The following is a 25,047-nucleotide window of genomic DNA, read 5'->3' on the forward strand; positions in this document are numbered from 1 at the left end:
CTGAGAGACAATGAAGAGAACTTCGTCCCCGAAACTGGGACGCGGAAGCATTTGCGCGCCCAGAAGTGTCGATAGCGAGATCGACCATCTCGAGCGAGTCCTCGCGGGAGAGGGCGCCGATTCGATGTTTGCGCGAACCTATTGGCGCGCTCGAGTGATCGAAGTTCGATCGACGCCGGGGTTGATTCCACGGCAGCGGGAACGCTTGGAGCGATTGCTTTCCCGCTTTGTCGACGGCTCCGAAGAGACTGACTGATTCATTCCGGGTTGTGCGCATGACAGGGCGTGTCGAGCGAGCGCCAGAATTTTCGCAGAGCCGGCTGAACGATGTCATGCCAGCGCGGGCCGGTGAAGAGATCGTAGTGATTGCAGTCGTCGATGGTCAGGCGGCTTCGCGCCGCGCCGGTGTTCGCGCAAAGCGCATGCGCGGCGTGGGTCTGGCCCGCACCGGTGATGTCGTCACGACCACCTTCGACCGTATAGAGCGGCAGGCCGGACAGCGCCGCGAGTCGAACCGGCCGCCCACCGATGCGCCACAGTCCGCGTGCAAGAAGGGCCTCCTGGAAGACGACCTGGATGGTGTCGAGAAAATAGGCCTCCGGCATGTCCAGCACCGCCGCATATTCGTCGAACGCACGCTGCGCCTGCGCGAGAGGCTCAGCGGACGCTCGAATGGCGCTCATCCAGTAGCGGATTGCAAGCGCGAACTGCCGCTCGGGATGCCCCGTCAATATCCCCGCCTGTTGCAGGTAGCCGGGATATACCCGTCGTGTCGCGCCGGCATAGGGCGCGGGAACCGTATCGATGACCCATGCGCTAAACCATGCGCGCTCACGGCTCTGTGCGAATCGCTCGAGTGCGGTCGGATTCAGGCGTGCGTCTACCGGACCGCCGATCAGCGTCAGACTCGCAAGCGGCTCGTCTCCCGCGTCGGCGCGCAAGGCAGCGGCGGCGAGGGCCGGCGGTGCCGCCTGACACACGGCGAGCAGATGCAGCGCACCGGCTTCCTGCTGAGCGCGCCGCACGAAGCGCTCCAGCGTGAGCACGTAGTCCTCGAGACTCAGCGGACCTGCCTCGGGCGCGATGTCGCGCGCGTCGATCCAGTCGGTGATATACACGTCCGCGTGCTGCAGTAGCGATTCGACCGATTCCCGCATCATCACCGCATGATGCCCGGCAAGGGGCGCGCACACGAAGACCGCTTCTCTCGGCGCGCGGCTGTCTTCGCTTTTTTGCGCGGGCCATGCGCGCGAGAAACGCCGCAGCGAACAGAACGGCACATGGTCGACTACACACTCATCGACGGGACATGTCTCGTTGCCATCCTCGATACAACCGATGGCAAACGGCGGCGGCGCGGTGTTGGCGCCTGCGGCACTCGCGAGCCAGGGATAGAAGTTCATGGCGGGCGGTGCGACGCCCTTCCATGCGTCGAACATGCCGCGTTGCCACTCGAGCCAGTGATAGGACATGAACTTGGCTCCTCGGTCTAGCCCGATGAGTCGCCGATGGGACCTTCGATATAGGGAAGCATCGCGTGCCGGCCGACGCCGAGCAGCTGCAAGGCGCTCTGAAGCGCTTCGATCTCTCGATAGCGATTCACTCTGTCTTCGGCGCCGTCGGGCCCGATTGGCGCGCCATGTTGCGTCACGAGCGTGCACATTTCGGCGTCGATTGCCCGGGCCAGTTCGCCCAAGTCGCCATCGGCGCGAAAAATCGCGTGGATATCGTCGGCGGTCGAACCCGCGGCGCGATTGTGATTCGTGTCGTAGGTCAGAATCACATCGACGACGACGGCACGGAAAGCGCGCAGACGCCGGACCGACTCCGTAATCGTCTCGATCACTCTCCGCGTCGTGGCATGGCCATCCGCGCTGTTGGGACGATTTGCCAGCACGGCCAGTTCGGCGATCCGCCGGTCGCCGGCCACGATGTGCAGATCGGTCGACACGAGTTCCGCGACCTCGTCTTCGAGCGACCGTTCGTGCTTTGCACGAGCTTCTGACATGCTGCGTCCCTCAACGCCTCTCGTCCAATACCTTAGTACCCTGACTGACGGTCAGCATCGCACTTCTTTTGCGCGGTCGCCAGCGATTATTTCGACATTGCAATGGGGCGAGCGCGCCGGGCCGATAGGGCGCAATGGAGCGACACAGTTGGTGTTTTCGTTCGAGCCGCGCTGGATTTAACCCAGGTCAATCAGCTACGGTATCGCGCGTCGTAACCTGAGCCTTCGACGCAATACTTTGTGAGCTGATGCAATGACCAAGGTTATCGGTTTGGTGGTTGTCGTGGTGCTGGCCGTTATCCTCGTCGCGGTTGCGGTCGTGCAATACACGATCTGGAAAAACGCGGATTAGAACACAGCCGGGCATCGCTTCGCCGCCGTTCAATGCGACAGCAGAACCGGCAGCGTGGATGTCTCGATGAGCGTGCGCGTGACGCCGCCGAGCACCCGTTCCAGTCCACGCGAATGGGCATAAGCGCCCGCGATGAACATATCGGCATGCACACTGTTCGCTCTGTCCATCAACGTCAGCCCCGTGTTTTCGCCACGCACGCGAGGCGTCGATGAAAAGCTCGCGCGCACGCCTTGACGTTCCAGATAAGCAGAGATCTCGATGCCCGCGGGTGCTTCTTCATCTCGATGTCGCTCGACGGTCATGATCTCGACGAAGCGCGCGCGGCGCAAGACGGGCAGCGCATCGGCCACCGCGCGCGCGGCTTCACGACTGTCGTCCCACGCGATGACCACGTTCTCGCCGAGACTCCTGATGTCGCCGGCACGCGGCACGAGCAGAACAGGGCGCCCGGAACCCATCACGACATCCTCGACGAAATGCCGGGCAATGAACGCCTCGGGATCGTCGGGATCGTCCTGTCCGAGCACGATCATATCGGCATGACGTCCATGCAACGTAGCCGCATCGAGCACGGAGCCTCCCGGCGCGCGCCACTCCGCGTTGACGCCCGCCAACTGTGCCGCGTGCTCGAACGCTGCGCGCGCCTTGTCGAGCGCGGTTCGACGTTGTTCTTCGTAGGCGGTGCGTTGCAAGGCCTCGGCGGGCTCGAACATGTGATGAACCAGATCCTGACAGACCAGATAGAGCCCGATGACGTGAGCATCGAAACGACGTGCGATATCCAAGGCGAACTGCGTGCGCGTTTCGCAACGCCGGCTGTTGTCCAGATGGACGAGAATGGTTTTCCAGTTCATGAAGTCTTCTCCTTCAGCCGCGTCGGTGAGACAGCAGCACCTCGATGCCTTCGATGCGAAGTATGCAGTCATCGAGTCTACGGATGCGGCATGACGCACCGCTTGACTCAGGTCAACGGCGCGGCGCTTTCTGGCCGCTTGTCCGGAGCATGCGATCAGTCGCCAGCGCGGCGCCCGTCGTCGGGCAAGCGGACGATGCAGCGTGATCGCGCGCGGCTTGATGTGAGTCAATCCCGGAAAGCGTCGAGAGCGGAGGATGATGTAACGTCGCAATGTGCGCGTCGGACGTCAGGCCACAAGGCAAGCGACAACGATAAATGTTGGCGGGAGAGAAAACGTCATGGGCCTCGGAATGCAGATTGCCTATCTGGGCTTCGTCGGCACCAACGATGTCGAACGCGAGGCCGGCGTCGAACTCGTTCGGCTCGAACGCGCCGCGCAAGACATCGTCAACTGCCATCTGACGGTCGAGGCGTATCGAGACCAGTCGGGGGGTGGACGCTACGATGCGAGGCTCGATCTGGTGACGCGCGAGTTCAACCTCATTCCAATCGAGCGAGGCTCAGACCCGGATTTGGCGATCGCCATTCATCAGGCATTCGAGAATGCCATGCGTCTGCTTCGGCGAAGGCGCATCGGGCCGGCATAAGGTGTATCGACGTTATCTCACGTTGCCGGCGAACCGGGATCGCCGGCATTCGGCGGGCGGTCTCCGATCGCGTCCGGCTCGTCGGAGAAAAGCTCATGCTCGGCAATGGTGGTCTCGCGATCGATGCACTGGATATGCCAGTGCCCGGCGTTTGCAGTGCGAGGTTCGCTGTTCCCGCCGCAGCCGAAATAATCGGCGCGGCCTCTTTGGGATTCCCCTCTCTCGCGGGCCGCTGGCTCGGGTGCGTCTTCATCGGCGGGGGCGCATTCGGGTGCGTTCAGCCGCAGCCCGTGGAGCATGAGCAGAACGTCCGACGCGCTGGGATCGAGCAACAGCGTGCCGGCCGATGTGGATTGCCACGTTCCCCACGGCGGAACGTCAAGGCGATCGTGGCCTTCACGAGACCAGCGGCCGCTTTCACTATCGAGCCATAGGACAGCAAAAGAGGATTCGCTGGCGTGATCGAATGCATCGAGTTTGATGGTGATGCGCATCGTCGATTTCCTTCGAAAGAGAGTCAATGACGCAGCACCCATTCGACCAGCGTATGCGCGTCTTCGGGTGAGAGCGGGCCGCCGCGCTCCGCGGGCGAGGGCATGGCCATATCGCCCCAGTGCGCCCGGCCGCCCACACGAAGCTTATGTTCGAGCATGACTTGCGCATGGGGGTCATTGCGGTAGCGGTTGGCGATCTGCTGAAACGACGGGGCGAGGAAAGGGGCGTCGTTCGTGTGGCAGAACATGCAATGCTGCTGATCGATGAGCGCGGTCGGCTCGGATTGGGCGAGCGCCCGCGAGGCGAGAAGCAGCAGCGCTGCAAGAAGCGCTGCCAGTGCGACATGCCGGGCGCGAATAGGGAAGACATCGTGGACGATATCGCGTTGCGGGCAGAAATCATGGGAAAGGCGAGTGAACATGACTGATAGACCGAATTGGGCACACCGTGATGATGCGAGTCCGCTCGTCCCGCTCGTTGATCTGAATCAACGCTGGGAAAGCCGCCAACGCAAACGCCGAAGCGGTATACGCACCAATCGCGGTCGAATCGCGGCTAAGGCGCTAAACGCGTTCGAGACCGGCCTGATCCAGGATGCGCACTTCCTTGCCGCGTGCATCGACTACGCCGGCCTTGTGCAATTTGGAGAACATCCGGCTCACGGTTTCCAGCTTGAGGCCGAGATAACTTCCGATCTCCTCGCGCGTCATGCGCAAGACGAACTGCGCGGGTGAATAGCCGCGTGCCTTCATGCGCGTCGAGATGTTGAGCAGGAATGCCGCGACGCGTTGCTCGGCCGTCATCGTGCCGAGCAACATCATGAGGTTGGATTCCCGCACGATCTCGCTGCTCATCAGGCGATGCACGTGATGCTGGATCGTCCTGACCTCGCGGCACAGCAGTTCGAGCAGGTCGAACGGGATGATGCAGACGACGCTGTCTTCGAGCGCGATCGCATCGCACCCGTGGTGGTCGGCGCTCACGCCATCGAGCCCGAGCGCGTCTCCTGCCAGATGGAAGCCGGTCACTTGCTCATTGCCGTCACGATGCATGACAACGGTTTTAAAGCAGCCGCTGCGCACCGCGTACACGCTCTGGAAGGCATCGCCGAATCGATACAGTGTCTCGCCGCGCCGCACGGTTCGGGTTGCGCAGATGATCGCGTCGAGCCGTTCGTATTCATCCGGCGACAGACCGCTCGGCATGCAGACATGCTGCATCGAGCAGGTCGAACAGCGCGAGCCCTTGCGCGTTTCGGTGGTAGGAGTGACATCGGCGATCTGAAACGCGCGGCGCGGTGCCGGCGCTTCGGATTGCCGGGCGATGGATCTGCCTTCGCTCACTGGGAACATGCTGCATCTCCTGTCGAACCGGGTTCGCGCGCAGGCGACAGATGCCGTGGAACTCAGCGTCTCGATGCGCGGCCGATGAATCCATACGTCGAATTATTGGCCTCGCTGTCTGGAAACTAAATCGGCGATGGCGGAAAGTGCGGTAGGGAATTTCGGCAGGCGTGTAAGGAAATCCTGACGGACGGACGAACGCTCAGGCTCGAAGGACTTCGAATGCGCGGCCTCTCGTGGTCATGGCTGCGATGCCTGGTCACGCACCGCCTCGCGCGGCAGGACGACTGTGAGCACGAAGCCGGTCTCCGGCATCGAGTCGATGAAGACGCGGCCGCCCAGTGCATTCGCCCGTTCGCGCACGCCGAGCAGACCGAAGGACTGGCTGCTCGCAGCCGGCAAGGCGGGGGCGCCTACGCCGTTGTCGCCGACGCGCAGCACGCAGTTGTCGTCGTCGGCGCTGAGCGAGACATCGACTCGACTCGCATGCGCATGGCGCACGATATTCGTCAGCGCTTCTTCGACGATGCGGAAAACCGCCGTCGCGGCGTCCGGGTTGAACCCGAGATCGCCGGTATCGAGGCGATGTCTCACGTCGATCCCATGGCGTTGCACGAAATCCTCGACCAGCCAGTCGATGGCCGCCGGCAACCCGAGATCATCGAGCATGACGGGCCGCTGATGCGCCGCGATGGATCTGAGCGAGGCGATATTGCGATCGATGAGGCCAACCATGCGCTGCAACTGAGTCACGGTGTCTTCAGTCAGCAAGGTATGGGTGCCGAGCTCTGCGTGCAGTGCGAATACATTCATCTTGAGCGCGCTGAGCGTCTGCCCGAGATCGTCGTGCAATTCGCGCGCGACCCGGCTCTTCTCCTGCTCACGTACTCGCTGCAGGTTCACGGAAAGCGCACGCAATTCCTCGCGCGACTGCTTGAGCTCCGCGTCGGCCTTCACGCGCTCGGTCACGTCGCGCAGGATCACGGTGAACAGCTTGCCGTCGTCATCGTCGACCTGCGATATCGATGCCTCGATGGGAAACTCCTCGCCGTCCGCGCGCAGCCCGTACAAGACGCGCTGCGGGCCCATCTGGCGATCCGATATCCCCGTCTTGCCGAAGTGCCGCACCTGATGCTCGTGCGCCGTGCGGTAACGCTCGGGGATGAAGCGCGACAGCGGAGCGCCGATAGCATCGCTCGCGGTGCAACGGAAGACACGTTCGGCCATCGGATTGAACATGAGGATGCGCTGCGCCGAATCGATCGTGATGATGGCGTCCGTCGTGGACCGGATGATGCCGTCGAGCCGTGCGCGGGTCATGGTCGCCTGACCGGCGCTCACCCGCCTGGCGCGTTGCGACGCAAGGAGAAAGACGAGGCTCGCGAGCAGAAGGGCGCACGTTGCGGCGCCCGCCAGCGACCATGCTCTCGCTGGGGTGCCGAGCGGGCAGATCGAGGGCAGGTACTGAATGCCGATCCACCACAAGGCGAACAGTGCGGCTCCGGACAGAGTCGCCTGCGCGATCGCCTGGCGCGAGGGGGCTTGCCGAGCGGACGAACCGTTCGCCAGTGCGGGACTCCGGCCGTCATCGTTGCTCATGTTGGCCTCGGACGAACGGCTGTCAGCCGTCGGTGGACATGGCGGACTCGTCGAAGTGGAAGAGGGTACTTTCAATGTGACATGAGGACGGGCATTGTCATCGAGTGCAGCATGGTCCGGGTGGCGCCGCCGAGAACCACTTCTTGCCAGCGCGCATGGCCGTAGCCTCCCATCACGATGAGGTTGGCGCCGACGCTACGGGCCTCGGAAAGCAGCGCGTCGCCCACGGACGCGTCGGACGTTCTATCCGTTTCGCGGACGGTCACGCGCACGTCGTGCCTTGCGAGCGTCGACGCGATATCCGCGCCGGGGATGCGGCTGCCGGGCTGCTCGCCTTTCATTGCATCGATTGTCACGAGCGTCACTTGCCTCGCTTCCTTCAGGAACGGCAACGCGTCGTGCCACGCGCGTGTCGCTTCGCGGCTGCCATCCCAGGCGACGAGGACATTGCCTCCCACGTTGGGGAACACGCCCGAATACGGAAGCAGCAGGAGCGGGCGTCCGGCCGTCATGACGAGCGTCTCCGCAAAATGATCGGCGATATAGGTCTCGGGATCGTTCGGATCGTCCTGGCCGGCGATGATGAGATCCGCGCACCGTCCGCGTCGGGCGACCTTGTCACGCGCGCGTGGCAGCGCTTCGATCCAGTCGCCGGAGAGTCCCGCGCGGGCCACGCCTGCATGGAATAGCCGTTCGAGCGAGCGGCAACGTTCCTGACGCTGGCTCTGATGCGTTTCGTACCACGCGGCGGAACCGGCCATGACGCTGAAAGCCCGTGGCTCGGGCGTGAACACTGCGTACACCGCGTCGAGATGCGCTTTGAAGCGTTTCGCGAGCAAGAGGGCGGTTTCGAGCCGGTAGATCGCGCGCTCACTTGCGTCGAGATGGACGACGATGCTCTTGTAGCTCATCGCGAACTCCTGGGACCGGTTGCATCGAAAGACGATGGATCATTGCGTGGAACCCAGTCTGCGGGCGGCCCTCAGGGTTCCGGTTGACTCAAATCAAGGGAATACAACGCGGCGAGCGATGCCGTGATCCGTTGACCTGGCTCAAGGGCGCGCTTTTCGGCGCCCGTAGAGTCGGCGTGTCCGGCGCGCGTCCGTGCATAACCCACGGAATCATCGACGCGCCTGGCACGTATGTCCCGCAACGGTAAGGACGGCTGCGCGCTGCAATCAGTGTTCGCTTCAAGGGAGAACCGACATGTCGCTCAAGGGATCCATAGACAATGCCGACTGGACCGTCACGTGCAACACGGAGCAAACGGCGCGAGGCTTCGAATGTTCGATCAGTGTCGAGCATCGCAATGTGGACGGCGGGCGCTTCGTGCATCGGTTCAGGCACGCGCATACCTTCGACAACGAACGCGAGGCGGTGCTCGCCGGGCTTTGCGAAGGCATGAACTGGATTCGTCTCAAGGCTGCGAAGACGATCGACGTCTAGCCGGATTCGACCGGCACGTCGCGATTCGGTCGGGGGGCGATTCGATCCAGCCGCGCAAGCAGCCGATGCCAGAATGCACGCTCCCCGAACGCTGCCAAATCGACGTCGGTGTGAATCGTCTCCGCGATGCCTTGCTCGCCGGCGTTCAAAGGCTCGGCATGCAAAAGCTGCAGGTTCAGCACGGACAGGTCCGCATCCGAAAGCGCGTGTTGCGCCTGCGCCCGTGCGGCGACGCGCGCGAGCAGCGTGCGCCGGGGCGCGTGGAAGTCGAGTATGAGCACAGGCACGGACAGCGAGCTCGCCAGTCGCATGAAGCGCTCGCGGTGCGCGCGCCGGAGAAACGTGGCGTCGGCGATGGCGGTCAGTCCCGCTTCGAGCACGTCGCGGGTCAGTTCCAGGAGGTGGTCATATTGTCTGTCGATGGCGTCGGGGCCATACGCCTCGCGCGGAAGGCGCCCGCCCTCCGGTGGCGAGAAAGGTGCCGCGCGTTTGCGCTCGATATCGCTGACGAGCCGAACCGCGCGGATCAGCCGCGCCAGACCCGCGCTCGCGGAAGACTTTCCTGAGCCTGAAAACCCGTGGCACAACAGCAGACATGGCGATCCGCCATGCGCCGTACGCGACGCGGTATGCAGATAGCGACGCGCATCATGGGCATGGGTCTTCAAGGTTTCGACCAGTGCTCGCACGAGCGCACGATAGACCACATAGAGGCGCAATGCCTTGAGGCCCGCATAATCGCCCGTCGCGAGAAGCCATGCGTTCAGGGCGCGTGCGGCAAGGTCGTCGCGGCCATGCGCTTCGAGATCCATGACGAGGAAGGCCACGTCGCTCATCACGTCGATCCATCGCAAGCCTGCGTCGAATTCGATGCAGTCGAATATCACGGGTCTCGAACCTTGCAGAACGATGTTCTGCAGATGCAGGTCGCCGTGGCATTCGCGCACGAAACCTTGTGCGCGTCGTTGCTCGATGTGTGCATCGAGCCGGATCATTTCCGCCTCGCACCAGTCTGCGAGATGCGTCGATACAAGCCCCGGTGCGATCTTGCTCAGGTCGTCCAGCACCGCGCGAAGCTGTCCCGCGCAAAACGCTCCCGATCCATACAGGCGATGCGGCGGCGTACGCGGCGCGCGCCGATGAAAGCCCGCGATGTCGCTTGCCGCGCGTTCGATGGTTTCGCCGTCGAGCGCGCCGGCTTCGAGCAGGGCAGCGAAGATTCGCCTGCCGTCGAAGCGGCGCATCATGACCGCACGTTCCACCGCCACACCCTTGCCTTCGATTCGAAGCACATGCCCGCGCCGCACGATGGAAACGACACGCAGATAAGTGCGCGGTGCGAGTCTGCGGTTGAGGCGGCGTTCGTCCTCGCATGCTCGTTGGCGTGCCGCCGAGTTCGAGAAGTCGACGAAGCCGAGGTCGACCGGCTTCTTGATCTTGTACGCGAAGCGGCCCGCCAGATAGACGATCGAGATATGCGTCTCGATTCGCTCGACGCGTCCGGCCGGATGAGGATAAGTGGCGGATCTGCGCATCGCCGCGTCCACGGCTCGCAAATGATGCCGTCCACTCCGCTTCCTGCGCGTTTCGGGCATGACGCTCAATTCGGACGGTCGATGCGACCGTTGGTGACCTGTTCCCGGGTCCGGTACAAGCGATCGAATGCGCGCGATGTCATTTCTTTTCTCCGCAATGGCTCGTGTCGTTGAAGGCGACTGTGCACGCGGAGCGTGTGCCTCCGTTTGACCCAGGTCAACGCCGCGGACCGATGGAGCATGAGTAGTGCCGCGGCTCGTGCAAACTGGGGTGCGCTCGCTGAGGGAAGCTTTCATGCCCTTGATGTGGATCAACGGTGCCGGGACGACTGCGAATAGAGTCGGGGCGTACGCACGGCGCCGGTCGCGTCGTGCAATGCAAGGGAGGGAGATCAGCATGTCGCATGAACGCACGGCATTGGTAACGGGCGGCTTGGGCGGCCTGGGCGCGGCCATCGCGCGCGCTCTGCACGACAAGGGCTATCGCGTCGCGGTCACCTCTTCGCCGCGCAATGACCATGTGCGGACGTGGCTGGAAAGCGAGCGCGCAAACGGCCGGGAATTCGCGGCTTACGAAGTCGATGTCGCGGATTTCGACTCTTGCGCGCGCTGCGCCGCGAAGGTCGGCGAAGCGTTCGGCGCCATCGACTGCCTCGTGAACAACGCCGGCATCACGCGCGATGCGCGCTTTGCCCGAATGACCAAGGCCGATTGGGACGCGGTCATGCGCACCGATCTCGATGCGCTCTTCAACATGACCAAGCCGTACATCGGCGCGATGATCGAGCGCGGCTTTGGACGGATCGTGAATATCGGCTCGGTGAACGGATCGCGCGGTGCGTTCGGTCAGGCGAACTACGCGGCCGCCAAGGCGGGCATTCACGGATTCACCAAGGCGCTCGCGCTCGAAGTGGCGAAGGCCGGGGTGACCGTGAACACGGTCTCGCCCGGCTATCTCGCAACCGCGATGGTCGAGTCGGTGCCCGAGGAAGTCATGCGCACGAAAATCCTGCCGCAGATTCCGCTCGGCAGGCTGGGGCGTCCCGAAGAGGTTGCAGCGCTCGTGGCGTTTCTGTGCACCGACGAAGCCGCGTTCATCACCGGCGCCGACCTCGCGATCAACGGCGGCATGCACATGCATTGATAGGATCGCGCCTTTTTTCACTTCGATCACGAGCATAGAGGTTCGTATGAGCAACACGCCAACTCACCGCCAGCAACGCGCGGCCTTTGGACGCATCATGCTATGCATCGATTCGACTGAAGACTGCGCCGATGCCGCTGCGCTGGTCATCTCGCTCGCCGACGCGGACACGAAAGTGCGCATTGTCGGACTGCTCGAAAACGCCCGCGCGATGATTCCCCACGCGCCCCTCGCGTTCTTCAACCTGAGCGGCGCCCATGCGCACCTGCAGCGCGGCGTCGAGGCGAGCGTGAGCAACGCGCAGGCGTGCCTGAAGCGCGCGGGCATCGACGTGGACACGCATATCGCCGATCTGTTCGATGGCGGCGGGGACGCGGCTCACGCCCTCACGCGCGCCGCACAGGCCTGGCGAGCGGACCTCATGGTGCTCGGCGCGCGACAGCACTTGTGCATCCTGCAATGGACCGAGCGTGCAGCCCGAGATGCACCGGGCATGGCGCATTGCTCGATGCTGGTGTTGCCGCAGCAGCGTGTGCGCAAGCTGACCGCACGTCCCGCGCGATTACTGTGCGCCGTGGACGGCAGTCCCGCTTCGCTGGAAGCATTGCGCGCGGGGTTCAGGATCGCCGAGCCGGGCGCGCACGTGAAAGCGATTTATGTCGTGGATCGTTCCGCCCAGGGAACCGACGCCGCCTCCCGTGCGTCGCTTCAGGACGCTTTTCGTGAAGAAGGCCAGACGGCATTGGCGAAGGCACGCACCGTGTTTTCGCAATCCTGGAGCACGCAGGACTTCACATTCGATGCCACGATGGTTCACACCGATGAAACAGGGGACGACGTCGCGCATGCAATCGTGCGTGAAGCGGCGCGCGGCAAGGCCGATGCAATTCTCATGGGCACGCACGGACAGCGCGGCGTTGCGCGCTGGATGCTCGGCACGGTGTCCGGACGCGTGACGGAACTGACGGAGGTTCCGCTTCTGCTGTCGCGTCGCCGCCCGCTCGAAGGCGTTCCGGCCGATTGATCGGCTCCCGCGAAGCGCGTTGGCTTGACTCATGTCAATCGCGTTTCAGGGGAAGAAATTTACAGTGGTTCCGTACTCCGGAAAAACGCTGTGGAGTCCAGATGCAAGCCGATCGCGAGACGCCGACCGGTGATTTTTCAGCCGTGCTCTCAAGGAGACTGCGATGAGCAACCTGACTCGTTTCGATCCTTTTTCCATCGACCCCGTATCCGAGATGTTCCAGGGATTGTTGCGCCCGTTGCGCGGCCTTTCGCCCGAAGAGTCGCCTCTGGGGCACGTGAAGATAGACGTGAGCGAAACCGACGCGGCGTATGAGGTCAAGGCCGAATTGCCGGGCGTCGAAAAGCAGGATATCGAGGTCAAGCTCGACCGTAACACCGTGTCCATCCATGCGAAGTCGGAGCGCAACAAGGAAGAGAAGGAAGGCGAGCGCGTGATTCGCCGCGAACGATATTCGGGTGAAGTCAGCCGCACGTTCTCGCTCGGCAGCGAGATCGACGACGCAGGTGCCAGCGCCCAGTATCAGGATGGCATCCTGACGCTCACGCTGCCGAAGAAGGCGCCCGCCGACCAGAAGCGTCTGCAAATCAGCTAGGACCGGGCAAAGGCGTTAAGAGGAGGAGCCGACCATGATCCAGGAATTGACGCTCTACGCGCCCTTGCGCTGCCACGCGGACTGCGTCGAATTCACCGCTAGCCTGGATGGAAGGCAGCAGGCTTTTCGCGTCGATGCCAGCGTGTTCAGGGAAATGCTGCAGGTCAGGCATATCGACGAGGCGAGCATGAAGAACCTCTTCATGGCGGACCCGGAACACTTTCTGTTCGTCGCGGCGCGCAAACTCGGCGAGCTGGGCCCGGGCAGCGAGCCGATCCGATTGACGCTTGCCGATCTGCTTCGTTGAGCGCGGCGGATCGGTCTCTTCAGTTCGACATCAGGACAGGGAAGTCGGCCTCGCAGAGCACGGCTCGCGTGAGGCCGCCGAGGAGGATTTCGCGCACGCGGCCATGATGAAACGCGCCCATGACGAGCAGGCGCGCACGCTCCGATTTCATATACGAGGTCAACGCGCCCTCGACGCTTGCGCTTCGCGGGACAGAGAGGTCGACGACGTTCACGTGAACCGAATGCCTGATCAGGCTTCGCGCGAGATCCGACGAGGCGCGCCCGTCGCCGAGCGGCGGATCTCGATCCGCGCGGATCGATACGATATCCACGCGCCTCGCGCGACGCAGCAGCGGCAGCGCATCGCATGCGGCGCGCGCGGCTTCTCGGCTGCCGTCCCACGCGATGACCGCGGTCGCATCGAGCGGAGGCGGCGAGTCTTTGCGCGGCCAGACCAGCACCGGGCCGCCCGCACCCATGATCGTGCCTTCGGGAAAGCGGTCGGCGAGGTAGGCGTCGGCTTCGTGCGGGTCATGCTGTCCGACGATGGTCAGGTCGGCGCATCGTGCGTGATGGAGAATCGACGATCCGCTGGTCATTTGACATACCAGCCAGTCGTGCGGCACCTTCGTCGAAGCAAGCCGTTCGCGGAACATGTGCTCGGCGCGCTCGCGCCGCTCGCGGCACATATCCGCGAGAGAGACGTCGTAGCGGTGCTCGCGATCCGCCTGGTAGTAGAAGCGCGGATCGAGCGTGAATTCCGAATACACGCCGCGCAGATGCGCTTCGAAGCGCTCGGCCAGCGCGACCGCGGCGTCGAGCCTGTGCGTCGCGTGCGGGCCTGTGTCGAGTTGCACGACAATGGTCTTGAAGGTCATCCTTGCTCCGGCTGAACGATTGATCGAGCGCGCGCGACGTGCCCGATGGTCTGCGCCAGCAAGGGGCTGGATCCAGCCTGCAGCTTCAGGTTGGCCGCGAGCGCCGTGCGGTTCATCCAGCCACGCGCGCCCACGGCGAGTCCCACCGAAGCGCAATACAGATAGACGTTCTGCACGATCGCGCCGGCGCTCGCATACGCGAAGCTCTCGCGTTGGCGCGCGGGTACGTCCTGCATGCGGTTCAGATCGGCGACGAAGACGAGATCGACGGGCGCATGCACGAGAAAGTCCTGATAGCCGGTCGTCGCGCGCAGATCGAACGGCGCGGCCAGTACGAGCCGGTGCAGGTCCGGATCATATCGATACGAACCCGAGGCGAGCAGCACGTAGATATCGATCTCATACCCGCCGAGCGCGGATGGCGCGGTGCGGCCGCCCTCCGCGCCGCGGTTGATGCCATTGGCGGCCCACAGCAACTCGCCGAGGACGTCCGGATCGACGGGTGCGTCCGAGAACTCACGCGATGTGTGGCGCGCGGCGAGCGCATCCAGCAGGGGCATGCCGCCGAAGCGCCGCGGCTCAGGAAGATCGATGACGGAAGGCGGCGCCGTGTCGAGCGGACGCGGTGAAGGCGTGTTCAGCACGGCGCCGATGCGAAAGAGAGGTCTGGTCATGGCTGCATGCTCGCGGACGCAAGCATCCGATGCGAGGGAGTTGACCGATTCTTCCACCATGCGCGGACTGGCGATTGATCTGGATCAGTCCGCACGAGACTGATGGCCTCACTTTCATTGAAAGCGCCAATTCGCCGGTCGAGTGGTTCGAGTCTGCGCTTGGATTGATCTCGGTCAATGGCGCACCTTTGCCCACGACGAAGAATGGCGCAAGGCCGTGAGGAATCCCCTGTACGAAGCCGTCGAACCCTCGAAGGAGATGAACATGCGAGCAGCCGAAATCATGACGACGTCCGTCATATCAGCCGATCCGGAAATGACCATACGCGACGCCGCCAGAACGATGGTGCTCCGAAACATTAGCGGAATGCCGGTGATCAACGAGACCGGCAGGCTCGTCGGCATGGTGACGGAAGGCGATCTGCTGCATCGGCACGAGATTGGCACGGGCTTCAGGCATCGTGCCTGGTGGCTCGAACTGCTCTCTTCGACGCGCGAACTGGCGGGCAAATACGTCAAGGAGCACGCGGGCAAGGTCAAGGATGTCATGTCGACCGACGTCGTGACTGCCACGGAGGATTGTCCGATTGCGGAGCTGGCCGAACTGCTCGAGCGTCGGCGGATCAAGCGTGTACCCATCGTGCGCGATGAAAAAGTCGTCGGCCTCGTCAGCCGGGCCAACCTGCTGCGCGCAATAGTCGCCCTCGCACCCGAGCGACCCGCGCCGATCGATCGCGACGATGCATCGATACGCAATGCGATCGTGCTTGCCATGAACGGACAGCGCTGGGCGATTGCACCCGAGAACGTCATCGTGAAAGAGGGAATCGTGCATCTCTGGGGCATCATCATGAGCGAGGAAGAACGCCAGGCCGCTCGCGTGGCGGCTGAAAACGTGCAAGGGGTGAAGAAGGTCGTTGCGCACCTCGAATATCCCGTTGTCATGCCCGCGGCATAGGAAGCGGCGCAACCTGCGCGGGAAGTCCCGCCGGGATCGTGACGGAGGACGATCTCCCGCAATTTAGCGGCGATTACCTCGTCGCACTCTCGCACGTCAGCACGCGGCAGGCGCAGCCCGATGCCGATGTTCCCCGATGACGATTAGAATCCGGGGGAGCGGATATCGGGAACAGCGCGATGAAAAAGAGAACGTCTGCGTCGAATGCGTCGTGGCTTCCCGCCATCCTGATCCTCGCGTTGGGCGCACTGGTTTTTCGCCCGTTCATCGGCCCGGTACTGTGGGCGTTCATCATTGCCTATGCGACGTGGCCGTTGTTCATATTCATCCGCAGGGGCCTGCGTGGACGCGCCTCGTTGAGCGCGCTGATGACTGCTGCAACGGTCGCGCTCGTCATCATCGGGTCGATGATTGCCGTTGCGGTACCCTTGGCCCGCGAGGTCATCGAATTCGCTCACCGGCTCGTTGCGTGGAGCGGCGGCGAGCCGAATCGGCTTGCCTCGCTCGTGGCGGACATTCCCATCGTCGGCACGAAGCTGTCCGAGTGGATACATGAGGCGCCCGCGTGGAGGAGTGAAGTCGCATCGCTGAGCAACGGATGGCTGAGCGCCATTCCGAAGGCGGGCCGCCTCGCGGGGCGCAATGCGCTGCAATTCGGCTTCACGATCATTGCGCTCTATTTCACGTATCGGCATGGCGAGTCTCTGGTCGTGAAGGCGCGCCGGTTGCTGGAGCCGCTCGTCGGTCCGAGGCTCGAAGCCTACGTCGCATCGCTTCGAAGCGTCACGCGCGCGGTGCTGGTGGGCGTCCCGATTACCGCTATCGGACAGGCTGCTGCTGCGGGCATCGGCTACTGGGCTTCAGGCGCCGACGAACCAATCCTGCTTACGCTGCTGACCGCGGTCGCCGCGCTCGTTCCATTCGGCGCGTTGTTCATCTGGCTGCCCACCGGTGTCGTGCTCCTCATCGATGGGAACCCATGGAACGGCGTCGGACTCTTGCTCTGGGGGGCGCTGGTGGTGAGCTCGATCGACAATGTCATACGGATGTTCATCATCGGCAATGCCATCCGCATGCCTTTCGCGCTCGCGTTGCTCAGTATCCTCGGCGGTGTCGCTGCATTCGGACTGGTGGGATTGTTCGCCGGTCCGCTCGTGGCGGAGATGCTGCGCAGGCTCTGGGATGAACGATTGCAGGCGGCGGCGACATGGCGCGAGCCCGACGCCGGGAAGACCATCGTTGCCCGCTCGTTATTCGTGGACCGTTATCGTCCGAAGAGCGCCGCGCGCGCGATGATGCGCGGCAGAGCGCGACGAGATCGAATCGGGCGCGCGAGCAACTAGTCGACTGCGTCATTGATTTGGCACCTGGCGGATTCGACGCGAAGGATCGTCATACTTCCACTTGATCGGCTTCGGATTTTTGTTGTGCTCGCGGATGTAGCGCATGAGTTTGCGATTCAGATCCTTTACTGAAGTGAAGATGCCCCGGGCGATCACATCACGCTGGATGCGCGAGAACCAGTTTTCCACTTGGTTAAGCCACGACGAGTAGGTCGGCGTGAAGTGCAGACGTACGTTGCGATGCGCGTTGAGGAAGGTGGCCACCCGCTCCGTCTTATGGCTACTCACGTTGTCACAGATGACATGGATTTCTCTGCGTTTGGGCTGGCTGGCCACGACGTCGGTCAGGAAGGCCACAAACTGTTCGCTGGTGTGGCGCGGCGCTGTTCTGCCCAGCACCTCGCCGGTCGCAGTATTGAACGCCGCGAACAGGCTGAGCGTGCCGTTGCGCTTGTACTCGAAGCCGTGACTCTCGGCGCGCCCCGGCGACAGCGGCAGCATCCGGTCCTTGCGGTCGAGTGCCTGAATCGCGGTCTTCTCGTCCACACAGAACACCGCTGCGTGCGCCGGCGGGTTCAGGTAAAGCCCGATCACGTCGGCTGCTTTGGCCTCGAAGTCCGGGTCGTTGGAGACCATGTGCCGCTCCAACTGCTGCGGCTTGACCCCATGCTTGCGCCAGATGCGCTGCACGGTCGAGACCGACACGTCGCCGAGCTCTGCCGCAAGCTTATAGCTGCTCCAGTGTGTCGAGCCGTCGGTGGGTTTGTGCTTGAGAGTACGGTTGAGCACACGCGCCTCAAGTCTGGCTGGCGGCTGCTTGGGAGCGCGCCCGGGATGTCGGGCGTACATGCCAGACAGTCGCTCGCTAAGAAAGCGCCCCGACCAGCGCGCGATGAAGCGCGAGTCGCAACCCAGTGTGCGCATGATGCTGTCGCGCGATTCGCCGTCCTCGAGCATCAGGATCAACTTCGCGCGTCGTACGTCCGCCGCACGCACCGTTCGGCTGCGCGCCGCCGACAGCAGTTGCTCGCGTTCGGTATCGGTCAGATTCATTTTGCCCATGACCCGCATCTGAACACACTTGGGGTGCCAATTCAATGATGCAATGCACTAGGTTTGGCTCGCCGAGCGAAGGGGGACCCCGCAGACGGCTCCTGCTTGACTTGCGTCAACCGGTAACGGCGCGAGGATGGGATGCTTGGATTCACCCGGCTGAGTAGGACGATGGCGGCTTGCCTCTCGACACTTCGCCAGGTTTTTCCACCGCATCCGAGAGTTGCATCATGCTGCTGCGAATCCTTCATCGTTCGGTCCTTCGAGTGTCGCCAGCCTTCATGCTTGCGCTCGTCACGAGCGCGGCAATGTCACAGCCGCTGCCAGAACCGGTAAGCCGCGACGGCGTCCTTTTCGTCACGGGAGGCGTTGGCGTGGACGAGGCGAGAGCGTTCGAAGCCGCCGCGCCTCGCTACAGCCTGCGCCTGACCTTTGCAACGCCCTCGGGCAGCTATCTTTCCGATGTAGATGTGAAGATCACGACGGACGCAGGTCGTCATGTACTGCATGCGCGTACCGATGGTCCGTTTCTTTTCGTGATGTTGCCCGCGGGGCGCTACCGTATTCTCGCGAACAATGGCGGAGCGGATGTGACGAAGCTGGCGACGGTGCCGGCCCGCGGCGGCTTGCACATGAATGTGCTGATGTCGGAAACACCCAAAGCTGTCGTCCTTCGTCGCTGCCAGCGTTGTAGTGCGTCCGTCGGGCGTTAGCGGGGAACCCATTTGCGCCGTCACTGCAACGCCACTACTTTGTCCACTTCTCCTTTCAGGATCTCTTTGGCCTGCTGCAGCGACGAAGCGTACGGAATATCCGTGCTGACGAAAGCAACGTCGATTGAATCGGCTGCGCATGACAGCGGCTGACACGGGTCATAGCAGAAGTAGTTCACGTCCGGGCAGCCCGATTTTCCGGCAGGTCCGTATTCGCGGTACGCTTCGCGATTCCAGTCACAGGGTTGGCCGAATGTCTCGAACGAAACGCGACATACCGGCCTGAAACCCAGTCGGCGATAGTAAGCCGTGAGGCATGTATCGAAGCAGAAGAGGTGGTTGGCGCCCTCATGGATTGCCAACTGAAGCAGTCGCGCCATGGATCCGGGATACTTCGGCGATTTGCAAACGCTGGAGAGATACCCGCGCGTGTCTTCCGTATTGCCGAGGGCGAATACCGCCATGCCATCGTGTGACACGAATAGCCGTCTGTTCCGGAACTGTTCGACGGCAGGAAGCAGGACAGTGGCGCCGCGATCACCATGTTCGGCCTTTGCTTGCCGAAGCAGCGTCCAGAAGGCTTGCGCATCGGTGATCTCGTAAGCCAGCAGACGCCCATCGCAATAGTAGAGACGCGTCGGCGTGAACACGACCGGTCCCCCGGGAATGTCACTTCTAACGAATACCGGCGCGGTGACAGCGGCGTCGACATCCTGGCCAATGATATTGCACAGGCCTTTCGAAACAATGCTATCGATCATCTCAATCTCCCTGCTCACTGAAGTCACGTTCATCGATGCTGGACACATACTGGTGCGTTGAAGTCGGTTATGCATGAGTGGATTGCGATCGACTCGATGCCAGTCCTGCCAGCCACCGCGCGTCCTTGATCAGGCCAAGCGCGAGGATGAAGCCGCCGAATGCCATGCTTGCTATTTCGAACCCGTGCTGGACATGGGGATGCCCCAGCATGGACAAAGCAATGACCGAGACACTCACGAGATAGCCCAGCGTGACGTTGCCATCGCGAGTGCCGATGCCATGGTTGGCGATCAGTACCGCCACATACTGCGTACCTTGCGAGACGAGTGTGGCAAGCAGCGCCGCGCCGGGCACCCCGCCGATGTGTGCGATATCGGCTTGGCTGACGAGCCCGCCATGCACGACCGCTGCCATGAAAATCAGGTTGAATGCGAGCTGTGCGATAAACCGGCCGAGCTTGCCCAGCGTGACGAGGCCCGTTATGCGGACCATTGCGGCATCGGCGAAATTGCAGAGCATCGAGAAGAGCGGCGCGCAAAGCGTCATGAACATGGCCGTTCCGGACAACCACGGACTTGCCCACATGGACGTTCCCGTTCCATAGGCGAAGTAGACCAGGGCTCCGATGCAAAGTGAAATGCGCAGTTGGCGCACATAGGAGACGGCGGCAGATGAAAGCTTCACGTTCATGACAGTCCCTCGCAAATTGGCTCAACCTCGAACCGGATAGTACGAGTCGGCGGCAAAGGACCAAAGCGAAGAGATATGTCATTCCGTTTCACGACAACGCTTCCGAGCTTTTGCCAGGCCGGTTGTCGTGAAGCGATTTGCCGGCCTGGTGGTCTGAAGATATGACGCTCCCCACGAGCCGACGCGTCGGGCCGCGGATCGTATCATTCGTCTAGTAAAAGGAAGGCCCTCCGATGCGATAAGGCGCCATATTCCCGAGCGAGCTGCTGCCTCATGTATTCGACCTCTTCGTGCAGAGCGAGCGCACACTCGATCGCGCGCAGGGCGGGCTGGGAATCGGGCTCGCGGTTGTGAAGCGCCTCGTGGACAAGCATGACGGAACGATCAGTGCGCATAGCCAGGGCATGGGTCATGGCGCGACGTTTGAAATCCGGCTGCCGCGGATCGCACGGCCCGCAGTCGCGCCGACGAAATCCGCCAAAGCCGAGGTGCTTCCACGGCGAGTGCTGATCGTGGACGACAACGCGGACGCCGCGGACTCCCTGTCGACCTTGCTCCTGCTGCAAGGGCATACGCTGGAGGTCGCCTACAGTGCGCAGGAGGCGATCCGGTGCGCGGAAACTTTTCGTCCCGACGTAGCCCCGCTCGATATCGGACTGCCTGGAATGAGCGGCTATGAACTGGCCCGGACATTACGCGCCATGCCGCATCTGGAAGGCATTCGGCTGATAGCCGTCACGGGTTACGGCCAGGCCGAAGACTATCAGCGGACTCGCGAAGCCGGATTCGACGATCATCTGGTGAAGCCGGTCGAGCTATCGGCGCTGGAACGAACTCTGACGTCGCCGCGACATTAGGGCATCGATAACGCTGGAAACGCCGTGCTTCGGCTTCAGCCAGGCGGAGGAAGCCGCTGGCACTCCGTCTGAAACCAATAGTCGACGAGGCGCTGCGCGGCCTGCAGATCCTCTGGATACCACGGGTCGTCATCCCATGGCGACGGGTTGTAGCCCGCCTTCCTCAGCGCCGCGAGTTCGCTCTGATGTTGCGCCATCGTAGGTGGCGCGTTGGTCCTGAGCGCGGCCAGGTCGCGGCACTCCGCCGGACTCAGATGCGGCCCATTTTGTGGCACGCCGCCGGCGACACATCCAGTCAGCAGCAGCGCCAGCGCGGTTAGGGCCGAGCGGTTTCCCGGGAACTCATGCATAGCACGTCTCCACGCAATAGTCGCCGCAACGAGTCGGCTTTGAAAATATTGCGCTCGAAACGGTCGTTGCGCTTGCCACTGCACCCGTCAGAAGAAAATCCGGATGACCGCGTTCATTCCTTGGTTTGATGTGTCTCGTCCACCCCGGGAAAGAACGCGTTCCATACCGCTCGTACGCCTTGCGCGGCGGCGGCTTGCGCGTCCATGTGCTCCGTGTCCCCGGAGATGCCCGGATCCGCGCTGAGGCCGCGCCAGTGCGTGAACACGAGCACGGGCTGCTCGGTCCAGTGGCCCTCGACATACCGGGAGAATGCCGTATCTCCGCTTGTGAGCCTGACTTCGTACCAGCCTTCGCGGTACGGCGCATATCGGTCCAAAGGGAACCACTCGGTAGTATCGACTCCCATCTGCGCCCCCGCGTTTAGACGTGACAACAGGCTAGGAAGCACGTAGCGTACCCAGTTCGCCGTTCATGTTGCTCGCGCACTTCGCGGGCGTTCGGTCAGCTCATTTGCGGGCGCTTCGTTTCTTCCGTTCGCGCGGTTCGCTACCCGTTTCGACGGGTGTAAAAGGTGCCTGGAATCGCCCGACCAGGAAGTCGATGAACGCGCGCGCGCGCGCTGTCTGGTTCTTCTGCCGGGGGTAATAGACGAACAGGTCGGCAGATGGAAGAACCGTGTTTGGCAACACGAGATTGAGCCGCCCGCTCTGCACGTACTTCGCCAGATCCCATTCCGAGCGAATCAGGATTCCGTGTCCCTCCAGTGCCCAACGAAGCACGATATCGCCATCGTTGCTGGACAGCGCGCCTTTTACCTTGATTGCCTCGATATGGTCGTTCACGATGTAGCGCCAAACCCCGTAGGCGTCGTCGTTCTGTCTATGGATGATGCACCGGTGATCGGCCAGCTCTTCGACGCGCTCAGGCGTTCCATGCTTCTCCAGATACTTCGGCGAAGCGCAGAGAAAGCGGCGATTGCTCATGATGCGGCGCGCGCTCAGACGGCTGTCGGGCAAGTCGCCGAATCTGATCGCCATATCGAACGCGCCTTCGATCAGGTCGACGGGGCGGTCCGTCACCTCGAACTGCACCTCGACGCTCGGGAATCGCTTCGCGAACTCCGACACGAGCGGGGCAATCGTCGTGCGTCCGAAACCGAGGGTCGCGTTGATGCGCAAGAGACCTTGCGGATCACGCCTCGCGCCCGAAATCGCCTCTTCCATCTCGCGGACTTGCCCGACGATCTGCGAGGCATACCGGAGATAGGTTTCGCCTTCGGGCGTGAGACTCACGCTTCGAGTGGTCCGATTCACCAGACGAACGCCCAACCGTTGCTCGATGACGCCAAGCCGCTTCGTCGCGGCCGGCGGCGAAAGATCGAGGGCGCGCGCCGCTCCAGAGAGGCTTCGCAGTTTCGCCAGCAGAATAAAGAACTCGAAATCAGTGGCCGTTTGCGTTTCAGTATTCACTGGATGTGAAAAATGAAATGAATGAAAGTGCAGTTTAGCAGCGATTTTCACGGTTAAGCTACGCCCGCAATACTCTTTGAAAACATCTGGAGCCCGTGCCGTGAGAATCGTTGAAATCCGCGAAAAGACCGTTCCTATCAGCTCGCCGATCCGCAATGCGTACATCGACTTCAGCAAGATGACGCTGAGTCTCGTCGCCGTCATCACGGACGTGATCCGCGACGGCAAGCCGGTGGTCGGGTACGGCTTCAACTCGAATGGCCGGTATGGTCAGGGCAAGTTGATGCGCGAGCGTTTCATCCCTCGCATTCTCGAAGCCGACCCGGCCTCGCTGGTCAACGATGCAGGCGACAACCTCGATCCCCACAAGATCTGGGCGACGATGTTCAGCAACGAGAAGCCCGGTGGTCACGGTGAGCGTTCGGTCGCGATCGGCACCATCGACATGGCGATCTGGGATGCTGTCGCGAAGATCGAAGGCAAGCCGCTGTTCCAGTTGCTCGCCGACCGATACGGCAATGGCCAGCCGGACCGCAAAGTTTTCGTGTATGCGGCCGGCGGTTATTACTATCCCGGGCAGGATCACGAGAAGCTGAAAGACGAGATGCGCAGCTATATCGACCGTGGCTATACGGTCGTGAAGAAGAAGATCGGCGGTGCATCGCTCGATGAGGATCTGCGCCGCATCGATTCGATCCTGAGCGTGCTGCAGGACGGCCAGAAACTCGCCGTCGATGCCAACGGCCGTTTCGATCTCGATACCGCGATTCAATATGCGAAGGCGCTCTCGCAATACGATCTGTTCTGGTACGAGGAGCCTGGCGATCCGCTCGACTTCGAGCTGCAGACGACGCTGCGCAACTACTACGGCAAGCCGATGGCGACCGGCGAAAACCTGTTCTCGATGCAGGATGCGCGCAACCTGATCCGTTACGGCGGCATGCGCGCCGACCGCGACTGGCTGCAGTTCGATTGCGCGCTGAGCTACGGCCTCGTCGAATATCTGCGCACGCTCGACATGCTGCGTGCGCATGGCTGGTCGCCGAGCCGCTGCATTCCGCATGGCGGCCATCAGATGTCGCTCAACATCGCGGCTGGCCTTGGGCTTGGCGGCAACGAATCTTATCCGGACCTGTTTCAGCCGTATGGCGGCTTTCCGGATGGCGTCAAGGTGGACAACGGTTACATCACGATGCCCGATCTCCCGGGCATCGGCTTCGAGGGCAAGTCCGATCTCATCGCCGAGATGAAAAAACTTTCCGCATAATTCGACCCTCCTTGAAATGGCAGCATAGCGAATCTATTCTGCTGAAGATGCAGATCCGGGCCGCAAGCCCATGCGGTCGCTGTCAGTCGAAGGAGACGCTCATGCGTCGCTTGCTCGTCGTGGTGGTCTCATTGGTCGTGAGCGCAATGTCGCTCCATGCGGATGCGGACGACAGGCGCGACCGCCGACGACACGACGAGCAACGCGTTTTCAAGTTATTCGACGCGCAAGGCAAGCTCATCGGACGCGTTGCATCTTATGGCGGCTATGACGGCGTCTTCCTCAGGATAAACGGCGCGCTCGTCTTCGCCCGGATCACGCGCCTCAACGACGGCGCCAACGAGTACGATTCGGCCAGATTTCAATGGTCCACATACGGACCGTTCGGTTACTCGACCGCCGATTGCAGCGGCTCGCCGCTCATTACGCCGAACAGCGGCCCGCGGCCGTCCATCGCAATGAGAACGGGCGCTGATGTCACGCTATTGATCGCGGGCGATACCGACTCGTCTCCCGTCAAGATCGTCGCGGTATTCGACGGCAAGCAATGCACGCCGCCTCCCTTCATTGGCCACGTGCCGCCTTCCACTGCGCCCGTGGCCGCGTTCACGGCCGAGACGAATTATCCGCTGACGGCGCATTATCCCGAGCCATTGACCATCAGCTATTGATTCACCGCGATCGACGGAGATGCGTC

29 protein-coding genes are annotated in these 25,047 nt (G+C 62.5%); 12 read left to right on the plus strand and 17 right to left on the minus strand.

The annotated features are described in order from the left end of the window. Nucleotides 1–257 precede the first annotated feature (257 nt). From phaZ to AC1Z32_RS00725, 3 genes are all read right to left on the minus strand, one after another. Entirely contained in the window at nucleotides 258–1,472 is a 1,215-nt protein-coding gene (gene phaZ, locus AC1Z32_RS00715) for a polyhydroxyalkanoate depolymerase (protein WP_483476798.1), read from the minus strand. Nucleotides 1,473–1,489: 17 nt separating this feature from the next. Next, on the minus strand, nucleotides 1,490–2,008 hold the full coding sequence (locus AC1Z32_RS00720; RefSeq protein ID WP_483476799.1) for a hypothetical protein: 519 nt from the start codon (nucleotides 2,006–2,008) through the stop codon (nucleotides 1,490–1,492). Between the two features lie 381 nt (nucleotides 2,009–2,389). Beyond that, entirely contained in the window at nucleotides 2,390–3,217 is an 828-nt protein-coding gene (locus AC1Z32_RS00725) for a universal stress protein (protein WP_483476800.1), read from the minus strand. 340 nt (nucleotides 3,218–3,557) lie between these two features. Here AC1Z32_RS00725 and AC1Z32_RS00730 point away from each other — a divergent pair, with 340 nt between their 5' ends. Next, nucleotides 3,558–3,866, plus strand: a complete 309-nt coding sequence (locus tag AC1Z32_RS00730) for a hypothetical protein (protein WP_483476801.1) — start codon at nucleotides 3,558–3,560, stop codon at nucleotides 3,864–3,866. Between the two features lie 17 nt (nucleotides 3,867–3,883). On the opposite strand, the gene AC1Z32_RS00735 is transcribed toward AC1Z32_RS00730, so the two are convergent. The 5 genes from AC1Z32_RS00735 to AC1Z32_RS00755 all read right to left on the minus strand — a co-directional run bounded on the left by AC1Z32_RS00735 (nucleotide 3,884) and on the right by AC1Z32_RS00755 (nucleotide 8,214). Beyond that, nucleotides 3,884–4,360, minus strand: a complete 477-nt coding sequence (locus tag AC1Z32_RS00735) for a DUF3564 family protein (RefSeq protein ID WP_483476802.1) — start codon at nucleotides 4,358–4,360, stop codon at nucleotides 3,884–3,886. A gap of 23 nt (nucleotides 4,361–4,383) precedes the next feature. Continuing rightward, a complete protein-coding gene (locus AC1Z32_RS00740; RefSeq protein WP_483476803.1) occupies nucleotides 4,384–4,782 on the minus strand; it encodes a c-type cytochrome in 399 nt (132 codons plus the stop codon). Nucleotides 4,783–4,924: 142 nt separating this feature from the next. Beyond that, entirely contained in the window at nucleotides 4,925–5,713 is a 789-nt protein-coding gene (gene fnr, locus AC1Z32_RS00745) for a fumarate/nitrate reduction transcriptional regulator Fnr (RefSeq protein ID WP_483476804.1), read from the minus strand. Nucleotides 5,714–5,944: 231 nt separating this feature from the next. Then, complete coding sequence (locus tag AC1Z32_RS00750) at nucleotides 5,945–7,303, minus strand: PAS domain-containing sensor histidine kinase (protein WP_483476805.1); 1,359 nt, start codon at nucleotides 7,301–7,303, stop codon at nucleotides 5,945–5,947. 71 nt (nucleotides 7,304–7,374) lie between these two features. Continuing rightward, on the minus strand, nucleotides 7,375–8,214 hold the full coding sequence (locus AC1Z32_RS00755) for a universal stress protein (RefSeq protein WP_483476806.1): 840 nt from the start codon (nucleotides 8,212–8,214) through the stop codon (nucleotides 7,375–7,377). A gap of 295 nt (nucleotides 8,215–8,509) precedes the next feature. Here AC1Z32_RS00755 and AC1Z32_RS00760 point away from each other — a divergent pair, with 295 nt between their 5' ends. Continuing rightward, nucleotides 8,510–8,749: a UDP-glucose 4-epimerase gene (locus tag AC1Z32_RS00760; protein WP_483476807.1), complete on the plus strand. Its 240-nt coding sequence runs from the start codon at nucleotides 8,510–8,512 to the stop codon at nucleotides 8,747–8,749. Here the strand turns inward: AC1Z32_RS00760 and AC1Z32_RS00765 are convergent. Beyond that, the gene (locus AC1Z32_RS00765; protein WP_483476808.1) at nucleotides 8,746–10,284 is read right to left on the minus strand and encodes a bifunctional aminoglycoside phosphotransferase/ATP-binding protein; all 1,539 of its coding nucleotides are present in this window, start codon (nucleotides 10,282–10,284) and stop codon (nucleotides 8,746–8,748) included. The two genes, AC1Z32_RS00760 and AC1Z32_RS00765, sit on opposite strands and share 4 nt — an antisense overlap. Before the next feature lie 397 nt (nucleotides 10,285–10,681). Between AC1Z32_RS00765 and AC1Z32_RS00770 the strand changes: the two genes are divergently transcribed. The 4 genes from AC1Z32_RS00770 (at nucleotide 10,682) to AC1Z32_RS00785 (ending at nucleotide 13,354) form a co-directional block, all read left to right on the plus strand. After that, the gene (locus AC1Z32_RS00770) at nucleotides 10,682–11,428 is read left to right on the plus strand and encodes a beta-ketoacyl-ACP reductase (protein WP_483476809.1); all 747 of its coding nucleotides are present in this window, start codon (nucleotides 10,682–10,684) and stop codon (nucleotides 11,426–11,428) included. A 46-nt stretch (nucleotides 11,429–11,474) separates the two neighbouring features. Continuing rightward, nucleotides 11,475–12,452 carry a universal stress protein gene (locus tag AC1Z32_RS00775; RefSeq protein WP_483476810.1) on the plus strand — a complete coding sequence of 326 codons (978 nt, stop codon included), beginning with the start codon at nucleotides 11,475–11,477 and terminating at the stop codon, nucleotides 12,450–12,452. Between the two features lie 163 nt (nucleotides 12,453–12,615). Beyond that, nucleotides 12,616–13,047 carry an Hsp20/alpha crystallin family protein gene (locus tag AC1Z32_RS00780; protein ID WP_483476811.1) on the plus strand — a complete coding sequence of 144 codons (432 nt, stop codon included), beginning with the start codon at nucleotides 12,616–12,618 and terminating at the stop codon, nucleotides 13,045–13,047. Between the two features lie 34 nt (nucleotides 13,048–13,081). Continuing rightward, entirely contained in the window at nucleotides 13,082–13,354 is a 273-nt protein-coding gene (locus AC1Z32_RS00785; RefSeq protein WP_483476812.1) for a hypothetical protein, read from the plus strand. Nucleotides 13,355–13,373: 19 nt separating this feature from the next. Here the strand turns inward: AC1Z32_RS00785 and AC1Z32_RS00790 are convergent, their stop codons facing one another. Together AC1Z32_RS00790 and AC1Z32_RS00795 are read right to left on the minus strand one after the other, a co-directional pair. After that, nucleotides 13,374–14,213, minus strand: a complete 840-nt coding sequence (locus AC1Z32_RS00790; RefSeq protein ID WP_483476813.1) for a universal stress protein — start codon at nucleotides 14,211–14,213, stop codon at nucleotides 13,374–13,376. Next, nucleotides 14,210–14,887: a nitroreductase family protein gene (locus AC1Z32_RS00795; RefSeq protein ID WP_483476814.1), complete on the minus strand. Its 678-nt coding sequence runs from the start codon at nucleotides 14,885–14,887 to the stop codon at nucleotides 14,210–14,212. The genes AC1Z32_RS00790 and AC1Z32_RS00795 overlap by 4 nt, the downstream gene beginning before the upstream one ends. Nucleotides 14,888–15,152: 265 nt before the next feature. On the opposite strand from AC1Z32_RS00795, the gene AC1Z32_RS00800 reads away from it, so the two are divergent. Continuing rightward, the gene (locus AC1Z32_RS00800; protein ID WP_483476815.1) at nucleotides 15,153–15,845 is read left to right on the plus strand and encodes a CBS domain-containing protein; all 693 of its coding nucleotides are present in this window, start codon (nucleotides 15,153–15,155) and stop codon (nucleotides 15,843–15,845) included. A gap of 179 nt (nucleotides 15,846–16,024) precedes the next feature. Beyond that, nucleotides 16,025–17,188 carry an AI-2E family transporter gene (locus AC1Z32_RS00805; protein WP_483476816.1) on the plus strand — a complete coding sequence of 388 codons (1,164 nt, stop codon included), beginning with the start codon at nucleotides 16,025–16,027 and terminating at the stop codon, nucleotides 17,186–17,188. A 9-nt stretch (nucleotides 17,189–17,197) separates the two neighbouring features. On the opposite strand, the gene AC1Z32_RS00810 is transcribed toward AC1Z32_RS00805, so the two are convergent. Then, on the minus strand, nucleotides 17,198–18,259 hold the full coding sequence (locus AC1Z32_RS00810; RefSeq protein WP_483476817.1) for an IS630 family transposase: 1,062 nt from the start codon (nucleotides 18,257–18,259) through the stop codon (nucleotides 17,198–17,200). 212 nt (nucleotides 18,260–18,471) lie between these two features. Between AC1Z32_RS00810 and AC1Z32_RS00815 the strand changes: the two genes are divergently transcribed. After that, nucleotides 18,472–18,954 (plus strand): carboxypeptidase regulatory-like domain-containing protein, encoded by a 483-nt coding sequence (locus tag AC1Z32_RS00815; RefSeq protein WP_483476818.1) that lies wholly within the window; start codon nucleotides 18,472–18,474, stop codon nucleotides 18,952–18,954. 20 nt (nucleotides 18,955–18,974) lie between these two features. On the opposite strand, the gene AC1Z32_RS00820 is transcribed toward AC1Z32_RS00815, so the two are convergent. Together AC1Z32_RS00820 and AC1Z32_RS00825 are read right to left on the minus strand one after the other, a co-directional pair. Continuing rightward, a complete protein-coding gene (locus AC1Z32_RS00820) occupies nucleotides 18,975–19,715 on the minus strand; it encodes a GNAT family N-acetyltransferase (RefSeq protein ID WP_483476819.1) in 741 nt (246 codons plus the stop codon). A 67-nt stretch (nucleotides 19,716–19,782) separates the two neighbouring features. Continuing rightward, nucleotides 19,783–20,406, minus strand: a complete 624-nt coding sequence (locus tag AC1Z32_RS00825; RefSeq protein WP_483476820.1) for a hypothetical protein — start codon at nucleotides 20,404–20,406, stop codon at nucleotides 19,783–19,785. A gap of 263 nt (nucleotides 20,407–20,669) precedes the next feature. On the opposite strand from AC1Z32_RS00825, the gene AC1Z32_RS00830 reads away from it, so the two are divergent. Beyond that, nucleotides 20,670–21,263: a hybrid sensor histidine kinase/response regulator gene (locus AC1Z32_RS00830; protein ID WP_483478170.1), complete on the plus strand. Its 594-nt coding sequence runs from the start codon at nucleotides 20,670–20,672 to the stop codon at nucleotides 21,261–21,263. 35 nt (nucleotides 21,264–21,298) lie between these two features. On the opposite strand, the gene AC1Z32_RS00835 is transcribed toward AC1Z32_RS00830, so the two are convergent. From AC1Z32_RS00835 to AC1Z32_RS00845, 3 genes are all read right to left on the minus strand, one after another. Next, entirely contained in the window at nucleotides 21,299–21,613 is a 315-nt protein-coding gene (locus AC1Z32_RS00835) for a DUF4148 domain-containing protein (RefSeq protein WP_483476821.1), read from the minus strand. Between the two features lie 113 nt (nucleotides 21,614–21,726). Further along, nucleotides 21,727–22,020, minus strand: coding sequence for a hypothetical protein (locus AC1Z32_RS00840; RefSeq protein ID WP_483476822.1), 294 nt, complete (start codon nucleotides 22,018–22,020; stop codon nucleotides 21,727–21,729). Between the two features lie 100 nt (nucleotides 22,021–22,120). Continuing rightward, a complete protein-coding gene (locus AC1Z32_RS00845; protein WP_483478171.1) occupies nucleotides 22,121–23,083 on the minus strand; it encodes a LysR family transcriptional regulator in 963 nt (320 codons plus the stop codon). A gap of 100 nt (nucleotides 23,084–23,183) precedes the next feature. Between AC1Z32_RS00845 and AC1Z32_RS00850 the strand changes: the two genes are divergently transcribed. Both AC1Z32_RS00850 and AC1Z32_RS00855 read left to right on the plus strand, forming a co-directional pair. Then, nucleotides 23,184–24,350 carry a mandelate racemase/muconate lactonizing enzyme family protein gene (locus AC1Z32_RS00850; RefSeq protein WP_483476823.1) on the plus strand — a complete coding sequence of 389 codons (1,167 nt, stop codon included), beginning with the start codon at nucleotides 23,184–23,186 and terminating at the stop codon, nucleotides 24,348–24,350. Between the two features lie 101 nt (nucleotides 24,351–24,451). Beyond that, a complete protein-coding gene (locus tag AC1Z32_RS00855) occupies nucleotides 24,452–25,021 on the plus strand; it encodes a hypothetical protein (RefSeq protein ID WP_483476824.1) in 570 nt (189 codons plus the stop codon). The last annotated feature ends 26 nt before the right edge of the window (nucleotides 25,022–25,047 follow it).

It is taken from the genome of Caballeronia sp. 11_S32, assembly GCF_056930355.1.

Coding starts and splice junctions, on each gene's coding strand:
- AC1Z32_RS00835 (WP_483476821.1), bottom strand. CDS start 21,613: ATGCATGAGTTCCCGGGAAACCGCTCGGCCCTAACCGCGCTGGCGCTG.
- fnr (WP_483476804.1), bottom strand. CDS start 5,713: ATGTTCCCAGTGAGCGAAGGCAGATCCATCGCCCGGCAATCCGAAGCG.
- AC1Z32_RS00820 (WP_483476819.1), bottom strand. CDS start 19,715: ATGATCGATAGCATTGTTTCGAAAGGCCTGTGCAATATCATTGGCCAG.
- AC1Z32_RS00825 (WP_483476820.1), bottom strand. CDS start 20,406: ATGAACGTGAAGCTTTCATCTGCCGCCGTCTCCTATGTGCGCCAACTG.
- AC1Z32_RS00785 (WP_483476812.1), top strand. CDS start 13,082: ATGATCCAGGAATTGACGCTCTACGCGCCCTTGCGCTGCCACGCGGAC.
- AC1Z32_RS00725 (WP_483476800.1), bottom strand. CDS start 3,217: ATGAACTGGAAAACCATTCTCGTCCATCTGGACAACAGCCGGCGTTGC.
- AC1Z32_RS00740 (WP_483476803.1), bottom strand. CDS start 4,782: ATGTTCACTCGCCTTTCCCATGATTTCTGCCCGCAACGCGATATCGTC.
- AC1Z32_RS00780 (WP_483476811.1), top strand. CDS start 12,616: ATGAGCAACCTGACTCGTTTCGATCCTTTTTCCATCGACCCCGTATCC.
- AC1Z32_RS00795 (WP_483476814.1), bottom strand. CDS start 14,887: ATGACCAGACCTCTCTTTCGCATCGGCGCCGTGCTGAACACGCCTTCA.
- AC1Z32_RS00805 (WP_483476816.1), top strand. CDS start 16,025: ATGAAAAAGAGAACGTCTGCGTCGAATGCGTCGTGGCTTCCCGCCATC.
- AC1Z32_RS00730 (WP_483476801.1), top strand. CDS start 3,558: ATGGGCCTCGGAATGCAGATTGCCTATCTGGGCTTCGTCGGCACCAAC.
- AC1Z32_RS00775 (WP_483476810.1), top strand. CDS start 11,475: ATGAGCAACACGCCAACTCACCGCCAGCAACGCGCGGCCTTTGGACGC.
- AC1Z32_RS00810 (WP_483476817.1), bottom strand. CDS start 18,259: ATGCGGGTCATGGGCAAAATGAATCTGACCGATACCGAACGCGAGCAA.
- AC1Z32_RS00815 (WP_483476818.1), top strand. CDS start 18,472: ATGCTGCTGCGAATCCTTCATCGTTCGGTCCTTCGAGTGTCGCCAGCC.
- AC1Z32_RS00765 (WP_483476808.1), bottom strand. CDS start 10,284: ATGCGCAGATCCGCCACTTATCCTCATCCGGCCGGACGCGTCGAGCGA.
- AC1Z32_RS00760 (WP_483476807.1), top strand. CDS start 8,510: ATGTCGCTCAAGGGATCCATAGACAATGCCGACTGGACCGTCACGTGC.
- AC1Z32_RS00720 (WP_483476799.1), bottom strand. CDS start 2,008: ATGTCAGAAGCTCGTGCAAAGCACGAACGGTCGCTCGAAGACGAGGTC.
- AC1Z32_RS00770 (WP_483476809.1), top strand. CDS start 10,682: ATGTCGCATGAACGCACGGCATTGGTAACGGGCGGCTTGGGCGGCCTG.
- AC1Z32_RS00855 (WP_483476824.1), top strand. CDS start 24,452: ATGCGTCGCTTGCTCGTCGTGGTGGTCTCATTGGTCGTGAGCGCAATG.
- AC1Z32_RS00755 (WP_483476806.1), bottom strand. CDS start 8,214: ATGAGCTACAAGAGCATCGTCGTCCATCTCGACGCAAGTGAGCGCGCG.
- AC1Z32_RS00800 (WP_483476815.1), top strand. CDS start 15,153: ATGCGAGCAGCCGAAATCATGACGACGTCCGTCATATCAGCCGATCCG.
- AC1Z32_RS00735 (WP_483476802.1), bottom strand. CDS start 4,360: ATGCGCATCACCATCAAACTCGATGCATTCGATCACGCCAGCGAATCC.
- AC1Z32_RS00750 (WP_483476805.1), bottom strand. CDS start 7,303: ATGAGCAACGATGACGGCCGGAGTCCCGCACTGGCGAACGGTTCGTCC.
- AC1Z32_RS00790 (WP_483476813.1), bottom strand. CDS start 14,213: ATGACCTTCAAGACCATTGTCGTGCAACTCGACACAGGCCCGCACGCG.
- AC1Z32_RS00840 (WP_483476822.1), bottom strand. CDS start 22,020: ATGGGAGTCGATACTACCGAGTGGTTCCCTTTGGACCGATATGCGCCG.
- phaZ (WP_483476798.1), bottom strand. CDS start 1,472: ATGTCCTATCACTGGCTCGAGTGGCAACGCGGCATGTTCGACGCATGG.